Origin of the sequence: Flavobacterium sp. MR2016-29 (genome assembly GCF_015350695.1) — a bacterium.
GTDB lineage: Bacteria > Bacteroidota > Bacteroidia > Flavobacteriales > Flavobacteriaceae > Flavobacterium.
In genome coordinates, this window is the sequence record NZ_JADKPU010000001.1 from 1,013,798 (window position 1) to 1,034,226 (window position 20,429).

A 20,429-nucleotide genomic window follows, 5' to 3' on the forward strand; every position below is an offset into this window, starting at 1 on the left:
TAACAAACCCGACAAGTTTTTTGAGATTTGTCGGGTTTGTTGTTATGAATGGTAGACAGATTATAAATTATAAAATTTATGTCTTACTATTATTTTTAAAAAGATTAATTATTTTCTGTTCTTTAATTGTATCTATACCAAACATATAGGGAACTCGGCCTTTTGATGTTCCAATATTTCTTAAATTAAAAAACAATTTATCCTCAGTAGAAATTATTGTCAGTTTGTGTCCTATAATTCCAAATATAATTGGGATATAAAATTCGTAGTAGCCTTCTAAATCAATGGTTTTAATTGTCCATTTTTTACTTTTAGCAATATTTTCAATCAAAATATTATTCTGATATTTATTTAATAATGTATCAATCCGTTTAATTTTTTTCTCATTTAATTTTAGGAAAAAAACATAACCTATCAATAAAAAAATTGCGATAAACAAAATTATGTTCTCTTTTATAATAACCATTAAAAGAAATAATGGTAAAAATCCAAAGAAATTATCCCAGAAATTATCAAGTTCATCTTTTGGTAAAACTCCCTCTTTTAATATTTGTTGAATTTTTTCTTTCACTTTTATATTACCTAGTCAAAAAATATATTACAAATCTGCATAAAGAATTTACGTTTTTAGTGAACTATACAGTAAAAATATTATAAACAATAATACGGTCGTCGTAGTTAATATAAAGCTGTTTGCGGTAGTCTTGTTTTTTTCGGGTAATAATCGAAAGCTTGCAGTCTCTTCCGTCGTTGTCTTTGCACATGAATGAATATACAACATCGGTATCGTTTTCTTCGCGTTCAATATAATCTAAAATATTAAAAAGCTGAATTTCCTGAGAGTATACTACAATTCTGTGTTTTTCTGTATCTAAAACTACTGAAAGGTTCACCAAATCAAGATTAGACCATTCGCCCCATTTTCCTTTTCCTGTTTTTTCTAAAACGCTAAAACCAGAAGTTTTAAAATGATATGACTGGCTTTGAGCCTGTTGCAGACCAAATACTAAAAAAAGTAATACTATATAAGTGCGAATAGAATTCATAATATATTTCTTGCAGATAATTAAAACTCAAATTTAGCTTTTTCTTGGCAGGCAGCTTCAAATTCGGTCATCATTTCTTGAATAATTTGTTTAACTGGCAAAATTTCATGAATCAATCCTGCAATTTGACCAATTTCGAGTTCGCCTTCTTCAAGATCGCCCTCAAACATTCCTTTTTTGGCTCTTGCTCTTCCTAAAAGCTGGATTAGATCTTCTTTTGATGGACCTTTTTCGTATAATTCCTGAACATCTTGATAAAACTTATTTTTAACCAATCGAACAGGAGCTAACTCTTTCAATGTCAATTGAGTTCCACCTTCTTTAATAGTAACTATTGTTTCTTTGAAATTATTGTGCGCTGAAGATTCTAAAGAAGCTGCAAAACGACTCCCAACCTGAACACCGTCGGCACCTAAAATCATTGTGGCAAGCATTCCTCTTCCGGTCGCAATTCCACCTGCAGCAATAAGCGGAATATGGATTTTTTCTTTTACCATCGGAATCAAAGTCAGCGTTGTAGTTTCTTCTCGCCCGTTGTGTCCGCCTGCTTCAAAACCTTCTGCAACAACAGCATCTACTCCTGCTTCTTGGGCTTTTAAAGCAAATAAACTGCTAGAAACTACATGTACCACCGTAATTCCTTTTTCCTTTAAGAAAGAAGTCCAAGTTTTAGGATTTCCAGCCGAAGTAAAAACAATTTTCACACCTTCCTCAACAACGATATTCATAATTTCTTCAATGTTAGGATATAACATCGGAATATTTACTCCAAATGGCTTATCAGTGGCTTTTTTGCATTTCTGAATATGTTGGCGCAAAACTTCTGGATACATAGAGCCGGCACCTATTAAACCCAATCCACCAGAATTACTAACTGCAGAAGCCAGTTTATAACCGCTGTTCCAGATCATTCCACCTTGAATTATTGGATATTTTATATCGAAAAGTTGTGTGATTTTGTTCATTCAAATATGTGCTTATTGTTTGATTAGCTTTCCTGTTTTGTGCAAACCTTCAGCATCAAAAGTATAAAAATAAAGACCACTATTTAAGGCTTCAATAGAAAGAATCGGATTCTGATTTGTGATTTGTTTTTCGATTAATTTTTGCCCTAAAAGTGAAAAAATTGAAACTGAAGCAGTATGATTTTCATCTGAAAACAAAAAGGAAATCGTTGTTTTTGCTGGATTTGGAAACATCGAAAAAACGGTTGAGTTCTGAAAATTTTCAATTCCAAAAGTAGACCCAAAATTTGGTATTCCGTAACCATAATTATTATCTGGCAAGGTATATCCATCTGATGATCTTAAGATTATTTCACGGATTTCCTTATTTGTTTTAGAAGGAAAAGCTTGCCATAAACACGCAATCATTCCTGCCATCACCGGGCACGAAAAAGAAGTTCCACTTGAAGTTCCGATATTGCCTGAAGCATCAGAAACTACAGTAGCAGTTCCCTGCGCCATTACATCTGGTTTTATTCGATTATCGAAACTGGGTCCAATTGAACTGAAGCCTGATTTTACTTTTGAAGAAGTCACTGACCCTACAGTAATTACAGAAACAGCATCTGCCGGCCCGCCAATATGTGGTTCAGCAGTATTTCCTTCGTTTCCTGCGGAAGCAACTACAATTATACCTTTACTAAAAGCTATTTCTGCGCCCCGCGAAATAAAATTAGTATTGCCATTCATATCGCTGTAAGTATGACTGTAGTTAGCGTTATCAAATTCAAAATAACCTAATGAAGTTGTAATAATATCTACGCCAAGACTATCTGCTTTTTCGGCTGCCTCAACCCAGAGTGATTCCTCTACCGGATTTTCTGAAGCATCATTTTCTGTAATAAACAAATAATAAGAAGCATCTGGAGCAGTGCCAATTAAAGCGTTTTCTTTATAACCAGCCATTGTCGAAAGTACAAGAGTTCCGTGATCATCACCAGTATAAAAATTAGCATTTCTATTTACAAAATCATAGCCTCCTAAAATTCTGTTAGCAGTAAATAAATTTTGAAAAGGCTGTGCTGTGTTTACACCCGGAAAACCAGCATCTAAAACCGCAATTACTTTTCCGGAACCAGTATAATTTTGCTTATGCAAAGCCTGTCCGTTAAGCATTTGAATTTGATTAGCAGAATTTCCATAAGCATAATCAATTGCAGTTTTCAGCTTGTCGTTTGTTTGAGAAGTACGATTTTCGTTAGTTTTTTTTGCGGTTGTGTTTAAAGTTTTATTTGCAAAAACCACTTTATCAACAAATGAAAGTGCTTTTAATGCAAAAATACTAGCTTGGGTTCCTCTTATATGAAGTGCATTTAACCACTTTGATTTTGCCAAAACAATAATTCCGGAACTTAGTTTTACTTGATTTATATACGCCTTTTCGACAGGAACGTCAGTATTGTTTAAAACAATATTCTGATTTGTTCTTCTATCTAAAGAACGTTGTGTGAGCATGTAAGAAGGTTTATCTAAATAAGCTTGAGCATTTGGTTTATCTTTAAAATAAACCCACGCATCTTCTTGCGAAAACATCGCAGATGAAAATAGCAGTAAAAGAAATACGTAAAAGTTCTTCATAATTTACTTTTTTAAAAGGCAAAACCCTCGTAAAAAAGTATAAAGCTAAGAAATTACTCCCGAACCAACTAATTCATTATCGAAATACCAAGCTGCAAATTGGCCTTCAGTTATGGCAGATTGCGGTTCATCAAAACGAACATACATTCCGTCTTCAAATTGATGCAACGTAGCTTTCTGCAAAGGCTGACGGTAACGAATTCTCGCCATTACTTCCATAGTTTCCCCTACTTTCAAAGCAAGATCAGTACGAATCCAGTGTACTTCAGATTTTTCGATAAATAATGCTTTCTTGAATAAGCCTGGATGGTTGCTTGTTAATCCGGTGTAAATAGTATTAGTTTCAACATCAGTTGCTATAATAAAAAGCGGATCTGTTGTGCCTCCAACATTTAAACCTTTTCTCTGACCAATTGTAAAATAATGAGCACCTTGATGTTTTCCTACTACTTTTCCCATTGTCGGAAGATAATCTAGCTTTTGAGCTTCTAATTTTAAATCTTCTTCTATAGATAATAAAGCAGGTTTCTCAAAAGTATAAATTGGATCATTTTTATCAATCTGAACAATTTTTCCATCTTTTGGCTGTAATTTTTGTTGCAAAAATTCAGGCAAACGTACTTTTCCGATGAAACATAATCCTTGAGAATCTTTCTTTTCAGCAGTTACTAAATCCATTTCAGCAGCAATTTCACGAACTTCTGGTTTTGTTAAAGCGCCAATTGGAAATAATGATTTTGCCAATTGTTCTTGAGATAATTGGCATAGAAAATACGATTGATCCTTATTGTTGTCAGCACCAGCGATTAATTGGTAAATTGGTTTTCCGTCAACTTCAATTTCATTTTTTTGACAATAATGTCCCGTTGCAACATAATCTGCACCTAGACTTAAAGCAATTTTCATGAAAACATCAAATTTAATTTCACGATTACAAAGTACATCAGGATTTGGAGTTCTTCCTTTTTCGTACTCGTTGAACATATAGTCAACAATTTTTTCTTTGTATTCTTCGCTTAAATCGACAGTTTGAAACGGTATTCCGAGTTTTTCAGCTACTAATAAAGCATCATTGCTGTCTTCTAACCAAGGACATTCGTTAGATATAGTAACTGAGTCATCGTGCCAGTTCTTCATAAAAAGCCCAATAACTTCGTAACCTTGTTGCTGCAATAAGTAAGCAGCAACACTAGAATCCACTCCACCAGAAAGACCAACAACTACACGTTTCATTTTAACTCCTTTATATTTTTATAAGGGTGCAAAGGTAAGGCATATTTTAGAAAATTGTAATGGTTTCAATTAGTTTATGCAATCTCAGTGTTGATAAAATTTATTGTTTAAAAAAAAATACTTTTTCAAATAAGTATTATTCCATTTTAGGCTTTGAGTCAGCTTTATAATTGCTTTTTGGATCACTCATATTTACTTCTTTAGTCAATTTTCCTTTTAAGAAAAACTGCCACATTCCGACTTTTTTTCCGTTTAGAAATTTACCTTTAGAAGCGACTGCTCCATCAGAATCATAGAAAAGTGCTTCGCCATTATATTCATTATTTTTATAGGTGCTTTGCTCTAAAAGAATTCCATTTTGTCCATATTTCTTATAAATACCTTCTTTTAAGCCATTTTTATAAGTCATTTCTTCTGCAATTTTAGCATCTGGATAATAAACCGATCTTGTCCCTTCGAGTTTTCCATTTTTGTAGTTTTCAAGCGTCATTATAACTTTTGAAGCTTTGTGGTAGTATTTCCACTCGCCTTCTCGAGCCTTGCCAACTTCTTTTCCTTCACTTACTTTATTTTTATTTTGATCATAAAAAATAGTAAATGAACTGCCATCATTCGCAGTAAAATCACGAGTTGCTACAACATCTCCCTTTTTTGTATCATCAAAAAATTTAAAAATACCTGTTTCTTTTCCGTGAGTAAAAGTTCCTTCGTAACGCGGACGTTTTGATACTTCGTAAATTCCTTTCCAAACCCCATCTTTTTTTCCGTTTGCATCTACCTTATTAACATCTTGTGCTGTTGCCAAAATACTGCTTAAGAAAAGCATTGCAAATAGTAGTTTTTTATAAATCATATTAAATTCAATTTTAAGCTTTAACGAAAATGAATTCCATTAAGTATATTTTACAGCATTTAAAGTTAAAAAAATACTGTAAAATTACAATTTGAAATCGTGCATGAAATAAAAAATCCCGATAAATCGGGATTTTCTAAATGCGTTATTTCTTTTTATTTTGAGCTTTTGCAGCTTCCTGTTGTTCCATAACATCTTGAAGACGTTGTTGGAATTTACTTTGCTTTTTAGGCTCTTTCAATTTATTTTCTTGAATCTGAGCATGAATTTTATTTGTATCAACAATATAATTTTTGATTACAAACATAATTCCAATCGTAATTAAGTTTGAAATAAAGTTATATAAACTCAAACCTGCTCCATAACTATTAAAGAAAATCAACATCATTAATGGTGAAACATAAATCATAATTTTCATCATTTTTGCCATATCCGGCATACCTTCCTGCTGTGGTGCTGCCATTTGCTGATCTCCAGAAGTCATTTTCATATAGAAGAAAATCGCAATTGCTGCCATAATAGGAAACAAACTGATATGATCCCCGTATAATGGAATGTGAAATGGTAATTTTACAACAGCATCAAATGATGACAAATCGTCTGCCCAAAGGAAGCTTTTTTGTCTTAACTCAAAAGCTGAGGGGAAGAACTGAAATGAAGCATACATAAACGGAAGCTGAATCAATGCCGGAATACATCCTGCCATTGGGTTCACCCCTGCTTTGTTATACAGCTTCATTGTTTCTTGCTGCTTCTTCATTGGGTCTTTTTTAAATTTTTCTCCCAACTCTGTAATCTCTGGACGTAAAACTTTCATTTTAGCCTGAGACAAGAATGACTTATATGTAATTGGCGACATTGCCAATTTAATAATAATTGTAAAGATAATGATGGCGATTCCGTACGCAATATAAGAGCTTAAGAATCCGAATAATGGAATAAAAATCCATTTGTTGATCCATCCGAAAATTCCCCATCCTAATGGAATAATTTTCTCAAAATTTTTATCGTAAGATTTTAAAACTTTATAATCTGATGGTCCAAAGTACCAGCTCATTTTATAGTCAATTTCTCCATTAGTGAAAGCCAAAGGAACTGTTGCTTTAAATTGCTTTATATAAGTAGTATCAATATTTTCATCTTTAACTAAATCGTCAGATTGTAATTTAGATTTTTCAAATGCCTTATCAGTAGATAAAATTGCAGCAAAAAAGTGTTGTTTAAAAGCTATATAACTCACTTTTTCAGGAGTTTCTTCTTTTCCTACACCGTGATTTACTGAACTGTATTTTTCATCACCATATTCATATTCAATTTGAGCATATCTCTTTTCGATCGAAACACTTTTCTCATTTCTATAACTTTTTAAATCCCAAACTAAATCTAATGGTTTAGCAGCATTTAAGACTTTATTTAATCCTTGCGAACGAATATCAAAACCAACTAAGTAATCGTTTGGTTTAAGAATATATTTGTATTCTAAAAACTCATTAGCGCCAGCTTTCAAACGCATAGTCAAAATCTGATCTGCTCCGATTTTCGTCAAAGTTGGTTCAAAATACAAATCTTTAGAATTTAAAGTTCTGTTATCTGTTGTTAATAATTGAATGTTTAAATTAGAATTATTGTCTTTAATCAATTCTACCAATTGTCCAGAATTAGCAGAGAATTTTTTAAACTCTTTAAGCGTAGCTTCAACTATATAACCACCTTTATTAGCGATTTTAAGTTTAATCTTTTCGTTTTCGATTGTTGTAAAAGATTCTTTTGCAGAAGGAAGTGTAGCTGAATAAGCAAATCCACCTAAAGTTTTTTGCAATTTCGCCAACTGAAGCGTATCGCCAGGAACTGCAGTTGCAGCAACAGGTAAAACAGCTGTTTTAGTTTTATCAGCCTTGGCTTGTGCTTCTTGTTTAGCAACTAATTCTTTCTTTGCTTTTTCAGCAGCAATCTCTTTATCTGAAGGCTGATTTTGGTACATAATCCAAATCAAAATTCCAAATATCAATACAAAACCAATGATTGAATTAAGATCAAATTTTTTTTCTTCCATTATAGTTTAAAAAAGTTATTCGTTATAAGGCTATTAGTTATGAGTTCAGCTCAAAAGTTACATCCTTAAGAATATTAATTATTATTTTTTATGCGAATTTACCGCTGCAGCCACAAAATTTACAAAAATTGGATGTGGGTTTGCAACTGTACTTTTGTATTCAGGATGGTATTGTACTCCAATGAAAAACGGATGATTTTCAAGTTCTATAATCTCAACCAGACCTGTATCAGGATTAACTCCAGAAGCGATTAAACCTGCTTTCTGCAATTCATCTTTATACTTATTATTATATTCATAACGGTGACGGTGACGCTCAGAAATAGTTTTTTGACCGTAGATTTTATGTGCCAAAGTATTTGGTTTAATATCACATTTCCAAGCTCCAAGACGCATAGTTCCGCCTTTGTCTGTTATTGTTTTTTGTTCTTCCATCAAATTCACAACCGGATGTTTCGTTTTATCGTTCATCTCAGTAGAGTTTGCTTCTTTGTAACCTAATATATTTCTAGAATATTCGATAACAGACATTTGCATTCCTAAACAAATTCCGAAAAACGGAATATTATTTTCACGCGCAAAACGAACCGCTTCGATTTTTCCTTCAATACCTCTTTCACCAAAACCTGGAGCGACTAAAACACCGTCAAGAGTTCCTAGTTTTTCCTCTACATTGTCAATATTGATGTGTTCTGAGTGAATAGAAATTACATTTACTTTAGTTTCATTCGCAGCACCTGCATGAATAAACGCCTCTAAAATAGATTTGTAACAATCCTGCATTTCTACATATTTACCAATCAAACCAATATTTACCGTATGTTTTGGATTTTTTAATCTGCGTAAAAAAGTATTCCAGTTTTTTAAATCTGGAGATGCTTTTTTAGGTAAATCTAATTTTTTCAAAGCGACAACATCTAATCCTTCTTCAAGCATTAAATTTGGAACTTCATATATTGTTGAAGCATCAATTGATTGAATAACTGCTTCTTTCTTAACATTACAAAACAAAGCCAACTTTTGACGAAGTTCCTGAGACAATTCATGCTCCGTTCTGCAAACTAAAATATCTGCTTTGATTCCGCTTTCCATCAAAGTTTTAACCGAGTGCTGTGTTGGTTTTGTTTTCAACTCACCTGCTGCAGCCAAATAAGGAACTAATGTTAAATGAATAACAATTCCGTTATTTTCGCCTAACTCCCAAACCAATTGACGAACAGACTCAATATAAGGCAAAGACTCAATATCACCAACAGTCCCGCCAATTTCAGTAATTACAATATCATAATCGCCTGATTTTCCAAGCAATTGCATTCTGTCTTTGATCTCGTTTGTAATATGAGGAACAACTTGAACCGTTTTTCCTAAAAATTCTCCTCTTCTTTCTTTCTCAATAACCGAAAGATAAACTCTTCCTGTAGTAACGTTATTTGCCTGAGAAGTAGGAACGTTTAAGAAACGCTCGTAATGACCTAAATCTAAATCTGTTTCAGCTCCATCATCCGTTACATAACACTCTCCGTGTTCGTAAGGATTTAAAGTACCCGGATCTACATTTATATACGGATCGAATTTTTGAATAGTTGTACGGTAACCTCTTCCTTGTAACAATTTTGCTAAAGATGCCGCGATAATTCCTTTTCCTAAAGAAGAAGTCACACCGCCTGTAACAAAAATATATTTTGTTTGATTCATTCTGTTGTTGTTTGTATTGTAGTTGTGTAAAAAACTTGGCAAAAGTACAAATTTAATTAGACAATTTATCAATTAGAGAATGAGATAATTTGCATTTTTTTAAAGAGAACTATTACTTGGTTTTGTAATCGATAATTTTAACTTTTAATTAGAGTTTTTTTTGAATATATCTTAAAGCAAAATATCATATCGCTATACTCAATAAATAAAAAAACAATGATTGAAGATCGTTTCCTGCTATTTCAAGGTTTGTAGTATTACACGCAAATAACATAAAAGGTGTACTATAAAAGTTGCAATAACAACTTTATTGAAGTAAATTTAAAATAAAAAAATATTATAATTTTAAAACATCGACTTGTACACATTTACAAATTCAGTCTTGAATTTTGTGGTGTCAATTTGTTTTTAAAAATTATAATATTTTTTATGTATCAAATATTACAATTTCAAAATATTGACTTGTACACATTTATAAATTCAGTCTCGAATTCTGTGGTATCAATTTGTTTTTAAAAATTATAATATTTTTGTATATCAAACATAAATAAAAAAAATCAAATAACCAAGGATTTTTCTTACTATTTATTCAACGGCTTTGGATATTGCTTTTTTATATTCCGAATTAACTCTTCCAGACCATTTAATTTCAATTCATAAATAAGCTGTAATTGCTGTCCCAATTCTCCTTTTGGAAAACCTTTATTCTGATACCATACCACATAATATTCCGGCAAATCGATTAAAAATCGGCCTTCGTATTTCCCGAAAGGCATTTTAGTGTGCGCTAATTTTATCAGCAGTTTTTTGTCTTGTTCCATTTTTTTTAAAGAAAAAAAGAAGCAAGATGAAAGAATATCGATTGATTCTTTTTTCTTGCTTCTAATTGGTACAAAGCTATTGTATTTTTTTATTTTTTTGCCGCAGACTTAAAAATAGTTTTCTGTCTCAATAACAGTTTACAGTTGAAATTGGTACTGAAGACTGAGACTTTAAACTGTGACTAATATTCCCACTTCACAAAAGCTTCCATAGCTGCATAAGTTGCCAAACCTAATTGCTGGTATAAAGCAGCGGTTTCGGCATTTCGGTCTTCAGCTCTTTGCCAAAATTCTCTGGCATCAGTTCCCTGAAAAACAACGCCGTCTTTTTGAGACTGATGTTTGAAGATTCCGTGGCGTTTTGCCAAAACCTGATCAGGACTCATTGGTACTGCCATTTCGACTTCATCAATTCCCCATTCCTGCCAAGCACCTCGGTACAACCAAAGCCAGCAGTCATCCATAAATGATTTTGGCTTTAATGCTTTTACAGCTTCAAAAATAGCATCCAGGCATACTTTGTGTGTTCCGTGCGGATCAGCCAAGTCTCCTGCAGCATAAATTTGATGCGGTTTGATTTTTTCAATTAAATCCATTGTCAATTGAATGTCTTCTTTTCCGATTGGTTTCTTTTCAATTGTGCCAGTTTCATAAAAAGGCAGTTCCATAAAGTGAATCTGATCATCAGTTAAACCAACGAAATGACTTGTTGCTCTTGCCTCTCCCTTTCTAATAAGCCCTTTTATGTAACGAACTTCTGGGATATCGATTTCACTGTTCTTTTTGTTGGTTAAAAAAGTTACTGCTTTCTGATAAATATTTTCAGCCTCAGCACTTTTAATGCCGAATTTTTCATTGTAATCCGTTACGAATCTTGCAAAACGCAACGCTTCATCATCCGCGACAGCGATATTTCCAGAGGTTTGGTATGCAACATGCACTTCATGCCCTTGCTCCTGCAGACGCATAAAGGTTCCTCCCATACTGATAATATCATCATCCGGATGGGGACTAAAAATCAGCACGCGTTTTTTAGCAGGTTCAGCCCTTTCTGGTCTATTAGAATCGTCTGCATTTGGTTTTCCGCCCGGCCAGCCTGTAATCGTATTTTGCAGTTTATTGAAAATTTTAATATTGATATCATATGCCGGTCCAGAATCTGCCAATAAATCGCTCATTCCGTTTTCGATATAATCGGCATCAGTAAGCATTAAAATTGGTTTTTTAAGATCAAGTGCTAATCCTAAAACTGCTTTACGGATTAATTTGTCTGTCCAAATTACTTTTTCAACCAGCCAAGGTCTGTTGATTCTTGTTAGTTTAGAAGAAGCTTCTTTATCTAAAACAAAAACGGCATTATTATGTTCCTGTAAAAATGAAGCTGGAATCTGGTTCGTTACTTCATCCTCAACAGATTTCTTTATAATATTTGATTTTCCTTCTCCCCAAGCCATCAAAATAACTTGTTTGGCCTCCATAATTTTTTTTACTCCAAGTGTAATTGCAGTTCTTGGCGTATTGCTCAAACCAGAAAAATCTTTGCTTGCCGCAACTCTTGTAATATGGTCCAGCGCCACCAGTCTTGTTTTTGAATTTTGAAGCGAACCTGATTCATTAAAACCAATATGACCGTTTCCTCCAATTCCAAGAATCTGCAGATCTATTCCGCCTAAAGCTTCAATTTTTGCCTCATAATCGTGGCAATAATCTGCAATTTGTTCTTTTGTTAAAAGGCCGTCCGGAACATGATAATTTTCAGGCAAAATATCAACATGATCAAAAAGCAGTTCTTTCATAAAACGAACATAACTGTTGATTGAGTTTGGCTCCATCGGATAATATTCATCCAAATTAAAACTGATTACATTTTTAAAACTCAAACCTTCTTCTTTATGCAGACGAACTAATTCTGCATATAATCCTTTTGGGGAAGAACCAGTTGCAAGTCCTAAAATACAAGGCTGATTTTCTTTTTGTTTGGATTGAATTAAAGCCGCAATTTCCTGAGCAACTGCTTTTGAAGCATCAGAAGAATTTTCAAAAACAACCGTATTGATGTTTTCGAATCGTTTTTCGAATCCTGTTGCTTTGTCAATTTTACTTTTTAACATGATATGATTTTTTAATTTTTCTAATCGTAAATTCTTATCAAAAATTTAATTTTATTTGAGTAAAATGCAGGTTATAATTTTACTAAAAATTTAACAATCAACATCATATAAAGATAAATTCTTTATAAATGGAATCCAACAAAATTTAAATATTGATTTGAAGCAGAACTTTGGAATAATTTTTATCTGTTAAAAAATGTTCCAAAAAAATATTGAAGAGAACTCTTTTCAGCTTCAATACTTGCGTTATTTTTGCATTAAAATGCATTTTTTTTGCAAGGCAAAGATACAGGATTATATTTTTAATGACCAAAATTTGATATGAATATTTTGTTAATTTTTTATCATTATCGAAAAAAAATTACAAAAAAAGCCGTCAAAGTGACGGCTTAAAATTTTATGTTTTTTAACAATTAATTCCAGTTAAAAGTAATTCGTTTTTCAATTTCTGAGCTTAAACTTAAAAACACTGGACAAGTCATGGCTGCGCGCTCTAGAATTGTTTTATTTTTTTGATCAACTTCGCCTTTCATTTCAAATACAATTTCTATAGCTCCAATTCGTCTTGGTTCTGCATTCATTATTTTGGTTACTTCAGCTGTCGAATCATTAATATTCACTTGCATATCACGAGCTTTTATCCCCATAATAGTCATCATACAGCTTGCCAAAGCATTCGCAACCGTATCTGTTGGAGAAAAAGCCTCACCTTTTCCGTTATTGTCCAGCGGTGCATCAGAAATGATTTCACTTCCGGATTGCACGTGGATTGATTTTGTTCTTAAATCGCCTAAATAGGTTACTTTTGATGTCATTAATTTGCTACTTTTAAAGTTAAATCGCTATCGTAATATAAAATGTAAACACCTTTGTTTGCGTGTCCGCCATCTTCTTTTCTGTAAAATTGAAATTTATTATCAACTTGTTCTGTCGTCATTAAATCTGCTGTTTCCTGATACGTTTTTCCTTGTACCAAACGCATCATAGTATCAAAAGTTACGTCAAATCCGCGAGTTGCATACGTACCTGGATTTACCTTATTTTTCAATCGGTATTCTTTATTAAAAATCAAAACTGCTGGTTCATCACTTTCACGAGTTACGGAAGGAAACATTAATTTTAATTTGACTAAACTTTCAAAACTAATTTCATCTGTATCAAGCGTACTGTTTGGTTCTAAAATCACTAATTGAACCTGACAAGATTTTTGAGAATCAAGCAAGGCTTTAATTGTTGTTTTGATCATGGCTGTATTTCCAGTTTCCATTACCACATAATTCATTCGGTTTGGAATCAATAAACTTTTTAAGTTTGCAACATCCAAGCCTCCGGTTTCTGATAATGCTGCAAAAACAACACCTTTCTGATTTTGTTTAATGTAACTGATAACCGATTCTTTTTTCTTGTCTACAACTGCAACAATATTTCCGTTTTTAGAACGCATATAGTCAAAAATCGAATTTCTAACTACATCATTCGATGGTATCGTTTGATATAAATTATCGATAGGATTTGCTGAGTCTTTAGACAATGGAGAAATTACAGGAATATTATACAAACGCAATGTGTTTGCTGTAGTTTCGGCATTATTTTGGTAAAATGGCCCGATAACAGCATGTGCATCCTGAAGTTTATTTTGAGCAATTAAACTCGAAACATTAGAGTTCGTTTTAGTTTCTCCCGAATCATAAATCGCAACATCGATTGGCAATTTTAAGGTTTTCGCCGAATCGATAGCCATCATCGCACCTGAATAAAAATCCAGCGTCATGTTTAAAAATTTATCATTTTTAATTCGGTTTGCAGCACTCATAGTATCGTTTTGCATTTTAGCCAAATTAAAAGGCAATAATAAAACTAATTTTTTACGATCGTTCTGTCCCCTTTTTTTAGTCAATTCAACTACTTCTGGATTTGCAGAAACAGTTTCAGATTTCACCTTTTCTAAAATCTTTATACCGCCTCCACTTGAATTATCAATTGATTTCTCTATTGGTTTTTCAATTGGTTTTTCAACTGGCTGTGATTGTGCAATTATTGGCGCTGGCGTAAGATATCCTGACGGAACTTTTAAAACCATTCCTTCTTTTACACCTTCAGAAAGGGACGGATTTAACTCTGTCAATTCTTCTTGAGTGATATGAAAGGTTCTTCCTAAGCTATAAAAAGTTTCTTTTGGCTTAACTTGATATTCCATATAAGTAGTTACTCTTTTTGGAGTTTCAGCTGCTTTTTTAGTTTCAGCTGGCTTAGCAGCATTTGCAACTGGAGCAGGGGTATCTGTTTTTGGAGCCGTTCCTTTTATGGTAATTCTATAACCAACTGGCAAACTCGAAACAATTTCAGGATTGCGTTTTTCTAAATCTTCAACTGTTGTATTATATTGTTTTGCAATCGAGTATTTAGTTTCTTTAGCAACGACATCATGATAAATATATTTTTCCTGAGCTGCAGTTTTAGCTGGTTTACTATAGGAAGCAACATTTTTGCCTGAAGAGCCTTTTGCTGGAATTACTAATTTTTGCCCTATTTGAACACCATCTTTTTCTAAAAAAGGATTTGCTGCTTTTAAAGCTTCATCTGAAATTCCGTATTTATGTTCAATACTATAAAAAGTTTCTTTTGGCTGTACTTCATGAATAATATCTTTTGTATTTCCAGCTGTTTTCGCGACAGACGCTTCTGTTTTTAACGCGGTTTTTGTCGGAATAAGCAAAACGGTATTTGGTTTTACTCCATTACGGGCGTCTGGATTCAACTGATAGATATCGTAGGGCGTAATTTTAAATTTTACTGCAATCTGGTTAACGTTTTCTCCACTTGAAACAGTGTACTTAACCACTTTTTCTTGTGAAAAAGCAGAACAGGTAACCATAAAAACAAGCGACAATAATGTTGAATAATATTTCATAATAAGACTTAAAACAATTTAATTTTTAATTCAAAACAAGTTGATAATTCTTGTCAAGCAAGATTCGGGCCACTTGTTGATTTGCGCAAATTTATTGCCTCAGATCAATTTCTGCTTTGGCAATAATAATTTCTTTATATAACTCATCTTCTTCTTTTTTCTTGCATTTATATAAAACTTCTTCCATATTTTGGAATTTATCTGAATAAACATAATATGAAAGACTGTTTATATTGAAGAAGAAACTAGCGTTAAAATCACCAGAATCAATGAGTTTCATAATAAACTTATCTCTAAGTGTTGCGTCTGTAAATATACCTAAAACTAAATAATACCCGTTTGAAACTTCTTTAAGATTATCATAAACTTCAACCTTTACCGTTTTATCGGTTCTCAGCGGATTATCCTTCAATTCTTGTTTCATTTCTTCTAATGAAATTGTTTTTGAAGTTTCAGCCGAATTTTGTTTTTTAACTGCTTCATCCTGATACTTTTTCAATTTTACCAAAGCCAGTTTGTCATCAAATTTTCGTGCTTCCATACTATAATAAGAAGCTTTGCTGATGTGTCTTTTTACTTCAATTTTCTTTTGAATATCCAGCGAATCAATTTTAGCAATCAAAAGCTGATTTTTTTCATCGCCTTGTTCCTGCTCTATTTTGTAACGTTTAATTTCTTCTAAAGAAAGGCGCTGCTGCAAAGAAGTTACGTTATTATTTTTTTCGCTTTCGCGGATTTTCTTCTTGTATTCCTGATTTTCTTCAACAGCAATTCTTTCTACTTTATTCATTAAACCGGCATATGCTTTTCTGTTTTCTGCCAATTCTTTTTTTAATTGAGAAGAAAGCTCGCTGGTCTGCCCAATGCTTTCGTAGGATTTCTTTTCTAAGCGTTTTGATTCGTCAACATTCAAAACGTCCATTCGTTTTAAATCAACCAAATCATTATTCATTGTATTGACTAATGAATCTAATTTTGCCATTAAAATATCCTGAACATTTTTATTGGCTTCTAAAACCAAACGAAGTTTTTCAACCGAATTTTCTTTAGAACCGTTCATTTCATTTAAATTGACTTTCAAATCATTAATTTTTATGATTTTCTGATTCATTTCTTTCTGAATAACCAATCTGTCTTTCAAATCATCAATTTCAACCGTTTTGGCTTTTGTCTTTTCTACAACAACCTGCTTTTCAGCAAGAGCCATCATTAGTTCTTCACTTTCATTTGCTGGTTTAATTTCTTTTGTATTGATAGCTAATTTATTTCCAACTACTAAACCATTTACAATTTCCGGATTTTGAGATTCTAACTGATCAATTGAAATGCCGTATTTTTTAGCAATGGAAAATTTGGTTTCTTTAGGCTCAACAACATGAAAAAGCGTTTCTTTATTAATAACGCGAACTCGCCCGTCTAAAGTTTTTCTTTTATTCGGAATTGTAATAGTCTGACCAATCTGTAAACCTGCTAATAATAAATCTTTGTTCAGATTTTCAAGATCTTGTACCGAGACATTATATTGTCTGGCGATACTAAATAAAGATTCCTTTGCAACAACTTGATGTGTCGTTTTTAAAGAAGCTATATTTTCAGTTTTAGGAAGATTTGTTGGATTTTGCGGGATAATTAACTCTTGACCAATTTGAAGTCCGCTGGCAAGAATTTCGGTGTTTGCATTCTGAATAGCTTCAACAGAAACATTATATTGTTTGGATAAGCCGTAAAGTGTTTCTTTTGCACCAACAACATGAATAGTTTGCTGATTTTGATTTGGTTTTTCTGCAACGTGAACAGGAATTTTAATTACCTGATTATCTTTTACACCGCTTTGTGATTCGGGGTTAAATTTGTAGATTTCTTCAATAGAGACCTTATATTTTTGGGCGATAAAATAGGCGGTTTCTCCTTTTTGAATTTTGTGCTCAATAAATGAATCTTGCGCAGCTATTTTGTTAAAAGACAAAATAAACACAAGAGAAATCGTTAAAAGTTCTCTCATAAATAGTAGGTTTAAAAATTAAGGCGTTACAAATGTAACGCCTTAATTTGAAATATATTACTATTCCCACTCAATTGTTGCAGGTGGTTTTGAACTAATATCATAAACCACACGGTTCACGCCTTTTACCTTATTTATAATGTCATTTGACACTTTCATCAAGAAATCATACGGTAAATGAACCCAGTCAGCAGTCATTCCATCTGTAGATTCTACAGCTCTTAGCGCTACTACTTTTTCGTAAGTACGCTCATCACCCATCACACCAACAGAATTTACTGGAAGCAAAATTGCTCCAGCCTGCCAAACTTTATCGTATAATCCCCAAGATTTTAATCCTTCAATAAAAACAGAATCAACATCTTGTAAAATTTGTACTTTTTCTGGAGTAATATCTCCTAAAATTCTGATTGATAATCCAGGTCCTGGAAAAGGGTGTCTTCCTAACAATTCTGGATCTATTCCTAAAGTAGCACCAACTCTTCGAACTTCGTCTTTAAACAACATTCTAAGCGGCTCTACAATTTTTAATTTCATATAATCTGGCAATCCGCCCACATTATGGTGCGATTTAATCGTTGCAGATGGTCCTTTTACAGAAACCGATTCAATAACGTCAGGATAAATAGTTCCCTGCGCTAACCATTTTACATCTTCGATTAAGTGCGATTCATCATCAAAAACTTCGATAAATACACGTCCAATGGTTTTACGTTTGGTTTCAGGATCGCTGATTCCGGCTAATTCACCAAGAAAACGATCTCCAGCGTCTACTCCTTTTACGTTTAATCCCATTCCTTTGTATTGATCTAATACATTTTGGAATTCGTTTTTACGAAGCAAACCATTATTTACGAAAATACAGTATAAGTTTTTACCAATTGCCTGATGCAGTAAAACTGCGGCCACAGTAGAATCTACTCCGCCTGACAATCCTAAAACTACTTTATCATTTCCTAATTTCTCTTTTAATTCTCCCACCATTTCTTCTACAAAAGCGTTTGGTGTAAAGTTTTGAGGAACTTCGGCAATGTTTACCAAAAAGTTTTCAAGCATTTTTGATCCATCAGTAGAATGGAAAACTTCTGGATGATACTGAATCGCATAAGTGGTTTCGCCTTCAATTTTATAAGCTGCATATTCTACATCATGCGTGCTTGCTAATTTAACTGCATTTGTTGGCAAAGCTTTGATACTGTCGCTATGACTCATCCAAACTTGGCTGTTTTCTGAAACTCCATTAAAGAAAGTTTCGCCTTCTTTAATATAAGATAAATTTGCTCTACCGTATTCTCTGGTATTCGAAGCTGCTACTTCTCCACCGCTAAAGTGGGCTAAATATTGTGCTCCGTAACAAACTGCCAACATTGGAAGCTTGCCTCGAATTTGAGATAAATCAGGATGTGGAGCATCTTCTGCACGAACAGAAAAAGGGCTTCCTCCTAAAATTACGGCTTTATAAGGTGATAAATCACTAGGAAAGTGATTGTAAGGGAAAATTTCGCAGAATATATTTAATTCGCGAACTCTACGCGCAATAAGCTGAGTATATTGCGATCCGAAATCTAAAATAAGTACGTTGTGTTGCATGCGCAAAAATACTTTTTATATTCCAAAATGAAAAATCGGAACAATGAAAAAATAATATTTTTTTTCATTGTTCCGATTTTTTAGGCACAAAGGTTCAGAGTTACAAAGGTTCAAAGGTCTTTAAAATGTATCTTTTACCAAATTATATTCGAATAAAGGCGTTCGTTTTCCTCTTTTTAATTTATTCCATTTCGATCTGCATTAAACCCATTGCAGATTGCTGGCTTCCTTTATCAGCACCAGTATTCCATAACTCTTTAGCTTTTTCTTTATTTCCTAACAGGTAATAATAGGCTCCAAGAACAGTATAACCTTCAATTTCGCCTTGGGCAATAATTTTGTTTCCAAGGGCAATAATAACAGGATTAATTGGTTTTGATTTTTCATTTTTTTGATTATTTAATAAGGTTTCAAAACCTTGATCTTGCAGAAGCAGCATACCAAAATAATCCAAACAGGCTTTACTTAATCCTTGATTGCACAACTGGCTTATTTTTTCTGCATGTGCTTTTGTATCAGTATCACTCAGCATATAATCAAGTGCCGTTCTCGAGTCAGTTATCTTATAATATTCGTTTAGCAAAACCGCATTTTTTTGCGATAAAACAGCATCCTTTCTATTATTGGCAACAACGGTATCTTTTTTAATCCAAGTTTCATTTTCTACCCAGCTTGAGGCTCCAATAAGTGCATTATTTTTGATTTTGAATTTAAAAAGACTTTTATCAGGATATACAATAAGCGAATCGCCTTTGGTAAAATAATAACCTGTTCCAATACCAACAATGTTTACTTTTCCGTTACCATCAAATTCAAAAAAAGAGTACATCGCCGAATCTGATTTGGCTTTGTAATACCCTTGAAGTTTATTGTCTATAACTTGGCCATTAATTACATTGCATAAAGAAATTATCAATAATAAAATGTTTACTTTTTTCATCTTAAAGTGTTTATTAAATTAGCTCATTGAGTTTTTCAGAATATTTTTTTTAGATCTGTAATTCAAATCAAAAAAAGCCAGCGCAAAAAATTAAAATTTTTCGTACTGGCTTAGTTTTATTTTTATTTGATGAAATCAAATTTGTCTGTAAATAATTTACCAACAACAGGAACAGGGATTTCTTGTTCGTTATTTGCATTAATGATTCCCATAATCCATAATACTAAAACACCAAGATTTGCTAAGCTTAAAATACTTGCCAAAGTTGGAATAATAACTGCGATAATTGTTAATGCAACAGAAACTGCAATTCCAAGAATCGCGATTCCTAATCCTTGTTTCAAATGAAACTTAGTTAACGAATCTTTTACAGTTAATTTGTTGTAGTTTACATAAGCAATAATCCATCCGATAATAGTGATGTAAGAAATAATTGAAAGCGTTCTTTTGTTCATGATAATTGGGTTTTTATATTCAAAACAAAAGTAATCCTGCAATTCAAAAAACTATCAATTCGAGCATCTACTAAATATCTACAGCAATCATTGTAGTATCTATTTTATATCTACAAGAAAATAAATTGAAGTTAAAA

General features: G+C 32.8%; 16 protein-coding genes. All 16 read right to left on the reverse strand.

Features of this window, described 5'->3' with window-relative positions; translation table 11 throughout:
• Window positions 1-76: 76 nt before the first annotated feature.
• Window positions 77-571: a hypothetical protein gene (locus tag IR010_RS04580; protein WP_194566991.1), complete on the reverse strand. Its 495-nt coding sequence runs from the start codon at window positions 569-571 to the stop codon at window positions 77-79.
• Between the two features lie 64 nt (window positions 572-635).
• Window positions 636-1,046, reverse strand: a complete 411-nt coding sequence (locus IR010_RS04585; protein WP_029269012.1) for a hypothetical protein — start codon at window positions 1,044-1,046, stop codon at window positions 636-638.
• A gap of 20 nt (window positions 1,047-1,066) precedes the next feature.
• Complete coding sequence (locus IR010_RS04590; protein ID WP_194601970.1) at window positions 1,067-2,011, reverse strand: NAD(P)H-dependent flavin oxidoreductase; 945 nt, start codon at window positions 2,009-2,011, stop codon at window positions 1,067-1,069.
• A 12-nt stretch (window positions 2,012-2,023) separates the two neighbouring features.
• A complete protein-coding gene (locus tag IR010_RS04595; protein ID WP_194601974.1) occupies window positions 2,024-3,628 on the reverse strand; it encodes a S8 family serine peptidase in 1,605 nt (534 codons plus the stop codon).
• 45 nt (window positions 3,629-3,673) lie between these two features.
• A complete protein-coding gene (gene mnmA, locus IR010_RS04600) occupies window positions 3,674-4,861 on the reverse strand; it encodes a tRNA 2-thiouridine(34) synthase MnmA (protein WP_194601977.1) in 1,188 nt (395 codons plus the stop codon).
• A 136-nt stretch (window positions 4,862-4,997) separates the two neighbouring features.
• Window positions 4,998-5,714, reverse strand: a complete 717-nt coding sequence (locus tag IR010_RS04605; RefSeq protein ID WP_194601980.1) for a toxin-antitoxin system YwqK family antitoxin — start codon at window positions 5,712-5,714, stop codon at window positions 4,998-5,000.
• Window positions 5,715-5,859: 145 nt separating this feature from the next.
• On the reverse strand, window positions 5,860-7,767 hold the full coding sequence (gene yidC, locus IR010_RS04610; RefSeq protein WP_194601983.1) for a membrane protein insertase YidC: 1,908 nt from the start codon (window positions 7,765-7,767) through the stop codon (window positions 5,860-5,862).
• Between the two features lie 81 nt (window positions 7,768-7,848).
• Window positions 7,849-9,462: a CTP synthase gene (locus IR010_RS04615; protein ID WP_029269003.1), complete on the reverse strand. Its 1,614-nt coding sequence runs from the start codon at window positions 9,460-9,462 to the stop codon at window positions 7,849-7,851.
• Between the two features lie 581 nt (window positions 9,463-10,043).
• Window positions 10,044-10,283 carry a DUF3820 family protein gene (locus IR010_RS04620; RefSeq protein WP_029269002.1) on the reverse strand — a complete coding sequence of 80 codons (240 nt, stop codon included), beginning with the start codon at window positions 10,281-10,283 and terminating at the stop codon, window positions 10,044-10,046.
• Between the two features lie 182 nt (window positions 10,284-10,465).
• Complete coding sequence (nagB, locus tag IR010_RS04625; RefSeq protein WP_194566998.1) at window positions 10,466-12,394, reverse strand: glucosamine-6-phosphate deaminase; 1,929 nt, start codon at window positions 12,392-12,394, stop codon at window positions 10,466-10,468.
• A 413-nt stretch (window positions 12,395-12,807) separates the two neighbouring features.
• Complete coding sequence (locus IR010_RS04630; RefSeq protein ID WP_029268999.1) at window positions 12,808-13,209, reverse strand: OsmC family protein; 402 nt, start codon at window positions 13,207-13,209, stop codon at window positions 12,808-12,810.
• Window positions 13,209-15,305 (reverse strand): LysM peptidoglycan-binding domain-containing protein, encoded by a 2,097-nt coding sequence (locus IR010_RS04635; protein ID WP_194601985.1) that lies wholly within the window; start codon window positions 15,303-15,305, stop codon window positions 13,209-13,211. Before IR010_RS04635 ends, IR010_RS04630 begins: the two co-directional genes overlap by 1 nt.
• Before the next feature lie 91 nt (window positions 15,306-15,396).
• Window positions 15,397-17,307, reverse strand: coding sequence for a LysM peptidoglycan-binding domain-containing protein (locus tag IR010_RS04640; RefSeq protein WP_194601989.1), 1,911 nt, complete (start codon window positions 17,305-17,307; stop codon window positions 15,397-15,399).
• 60 nt (window positions 17,308-17,367) lie between these two features.
• Window positions 17,368-18,897 carry a glutamine-hydrolyzing GMP synthase gene (gene guaA, locus IR010_RS04645; protein WP_029268993.1) on the reverse strand — a complete coding sequence of 510 codons (1,530 nt, stop codon included), beginning with the start codon at window positions 18,895-18,897 and terminating at the stop codon, window positions 17,368-17,370.
• Between the two features lie 181 nt (window positions 18,898-19,078).
• Window positions 19,079-19,837: a hypothetical protein gene (locus IR010_RS04650; protein ID WP_194601992.1), complete on the reverse strand. Its 759-nt coding sequence runs from the start codon at window positions 19,835-19,837 to the stop codon at window positions 19,079-19,081.
• Between the two features lie 122 nt (window positions 19,838-19,959).
• The gene (locus IR010_RS04655; RefSeq protein ID WP_029268989.1) at window positions 19,960-20,292 is read right to left on the reverse strand and encodes an import component protein; all 333 of its coding nucleotides are present in this window, start codon (window positions 20,290-20,292) and stop codon (window positions 19,960-19,962) included.
• Window positions 20,293-20,429: the final 137 nt, after the last annotated feature.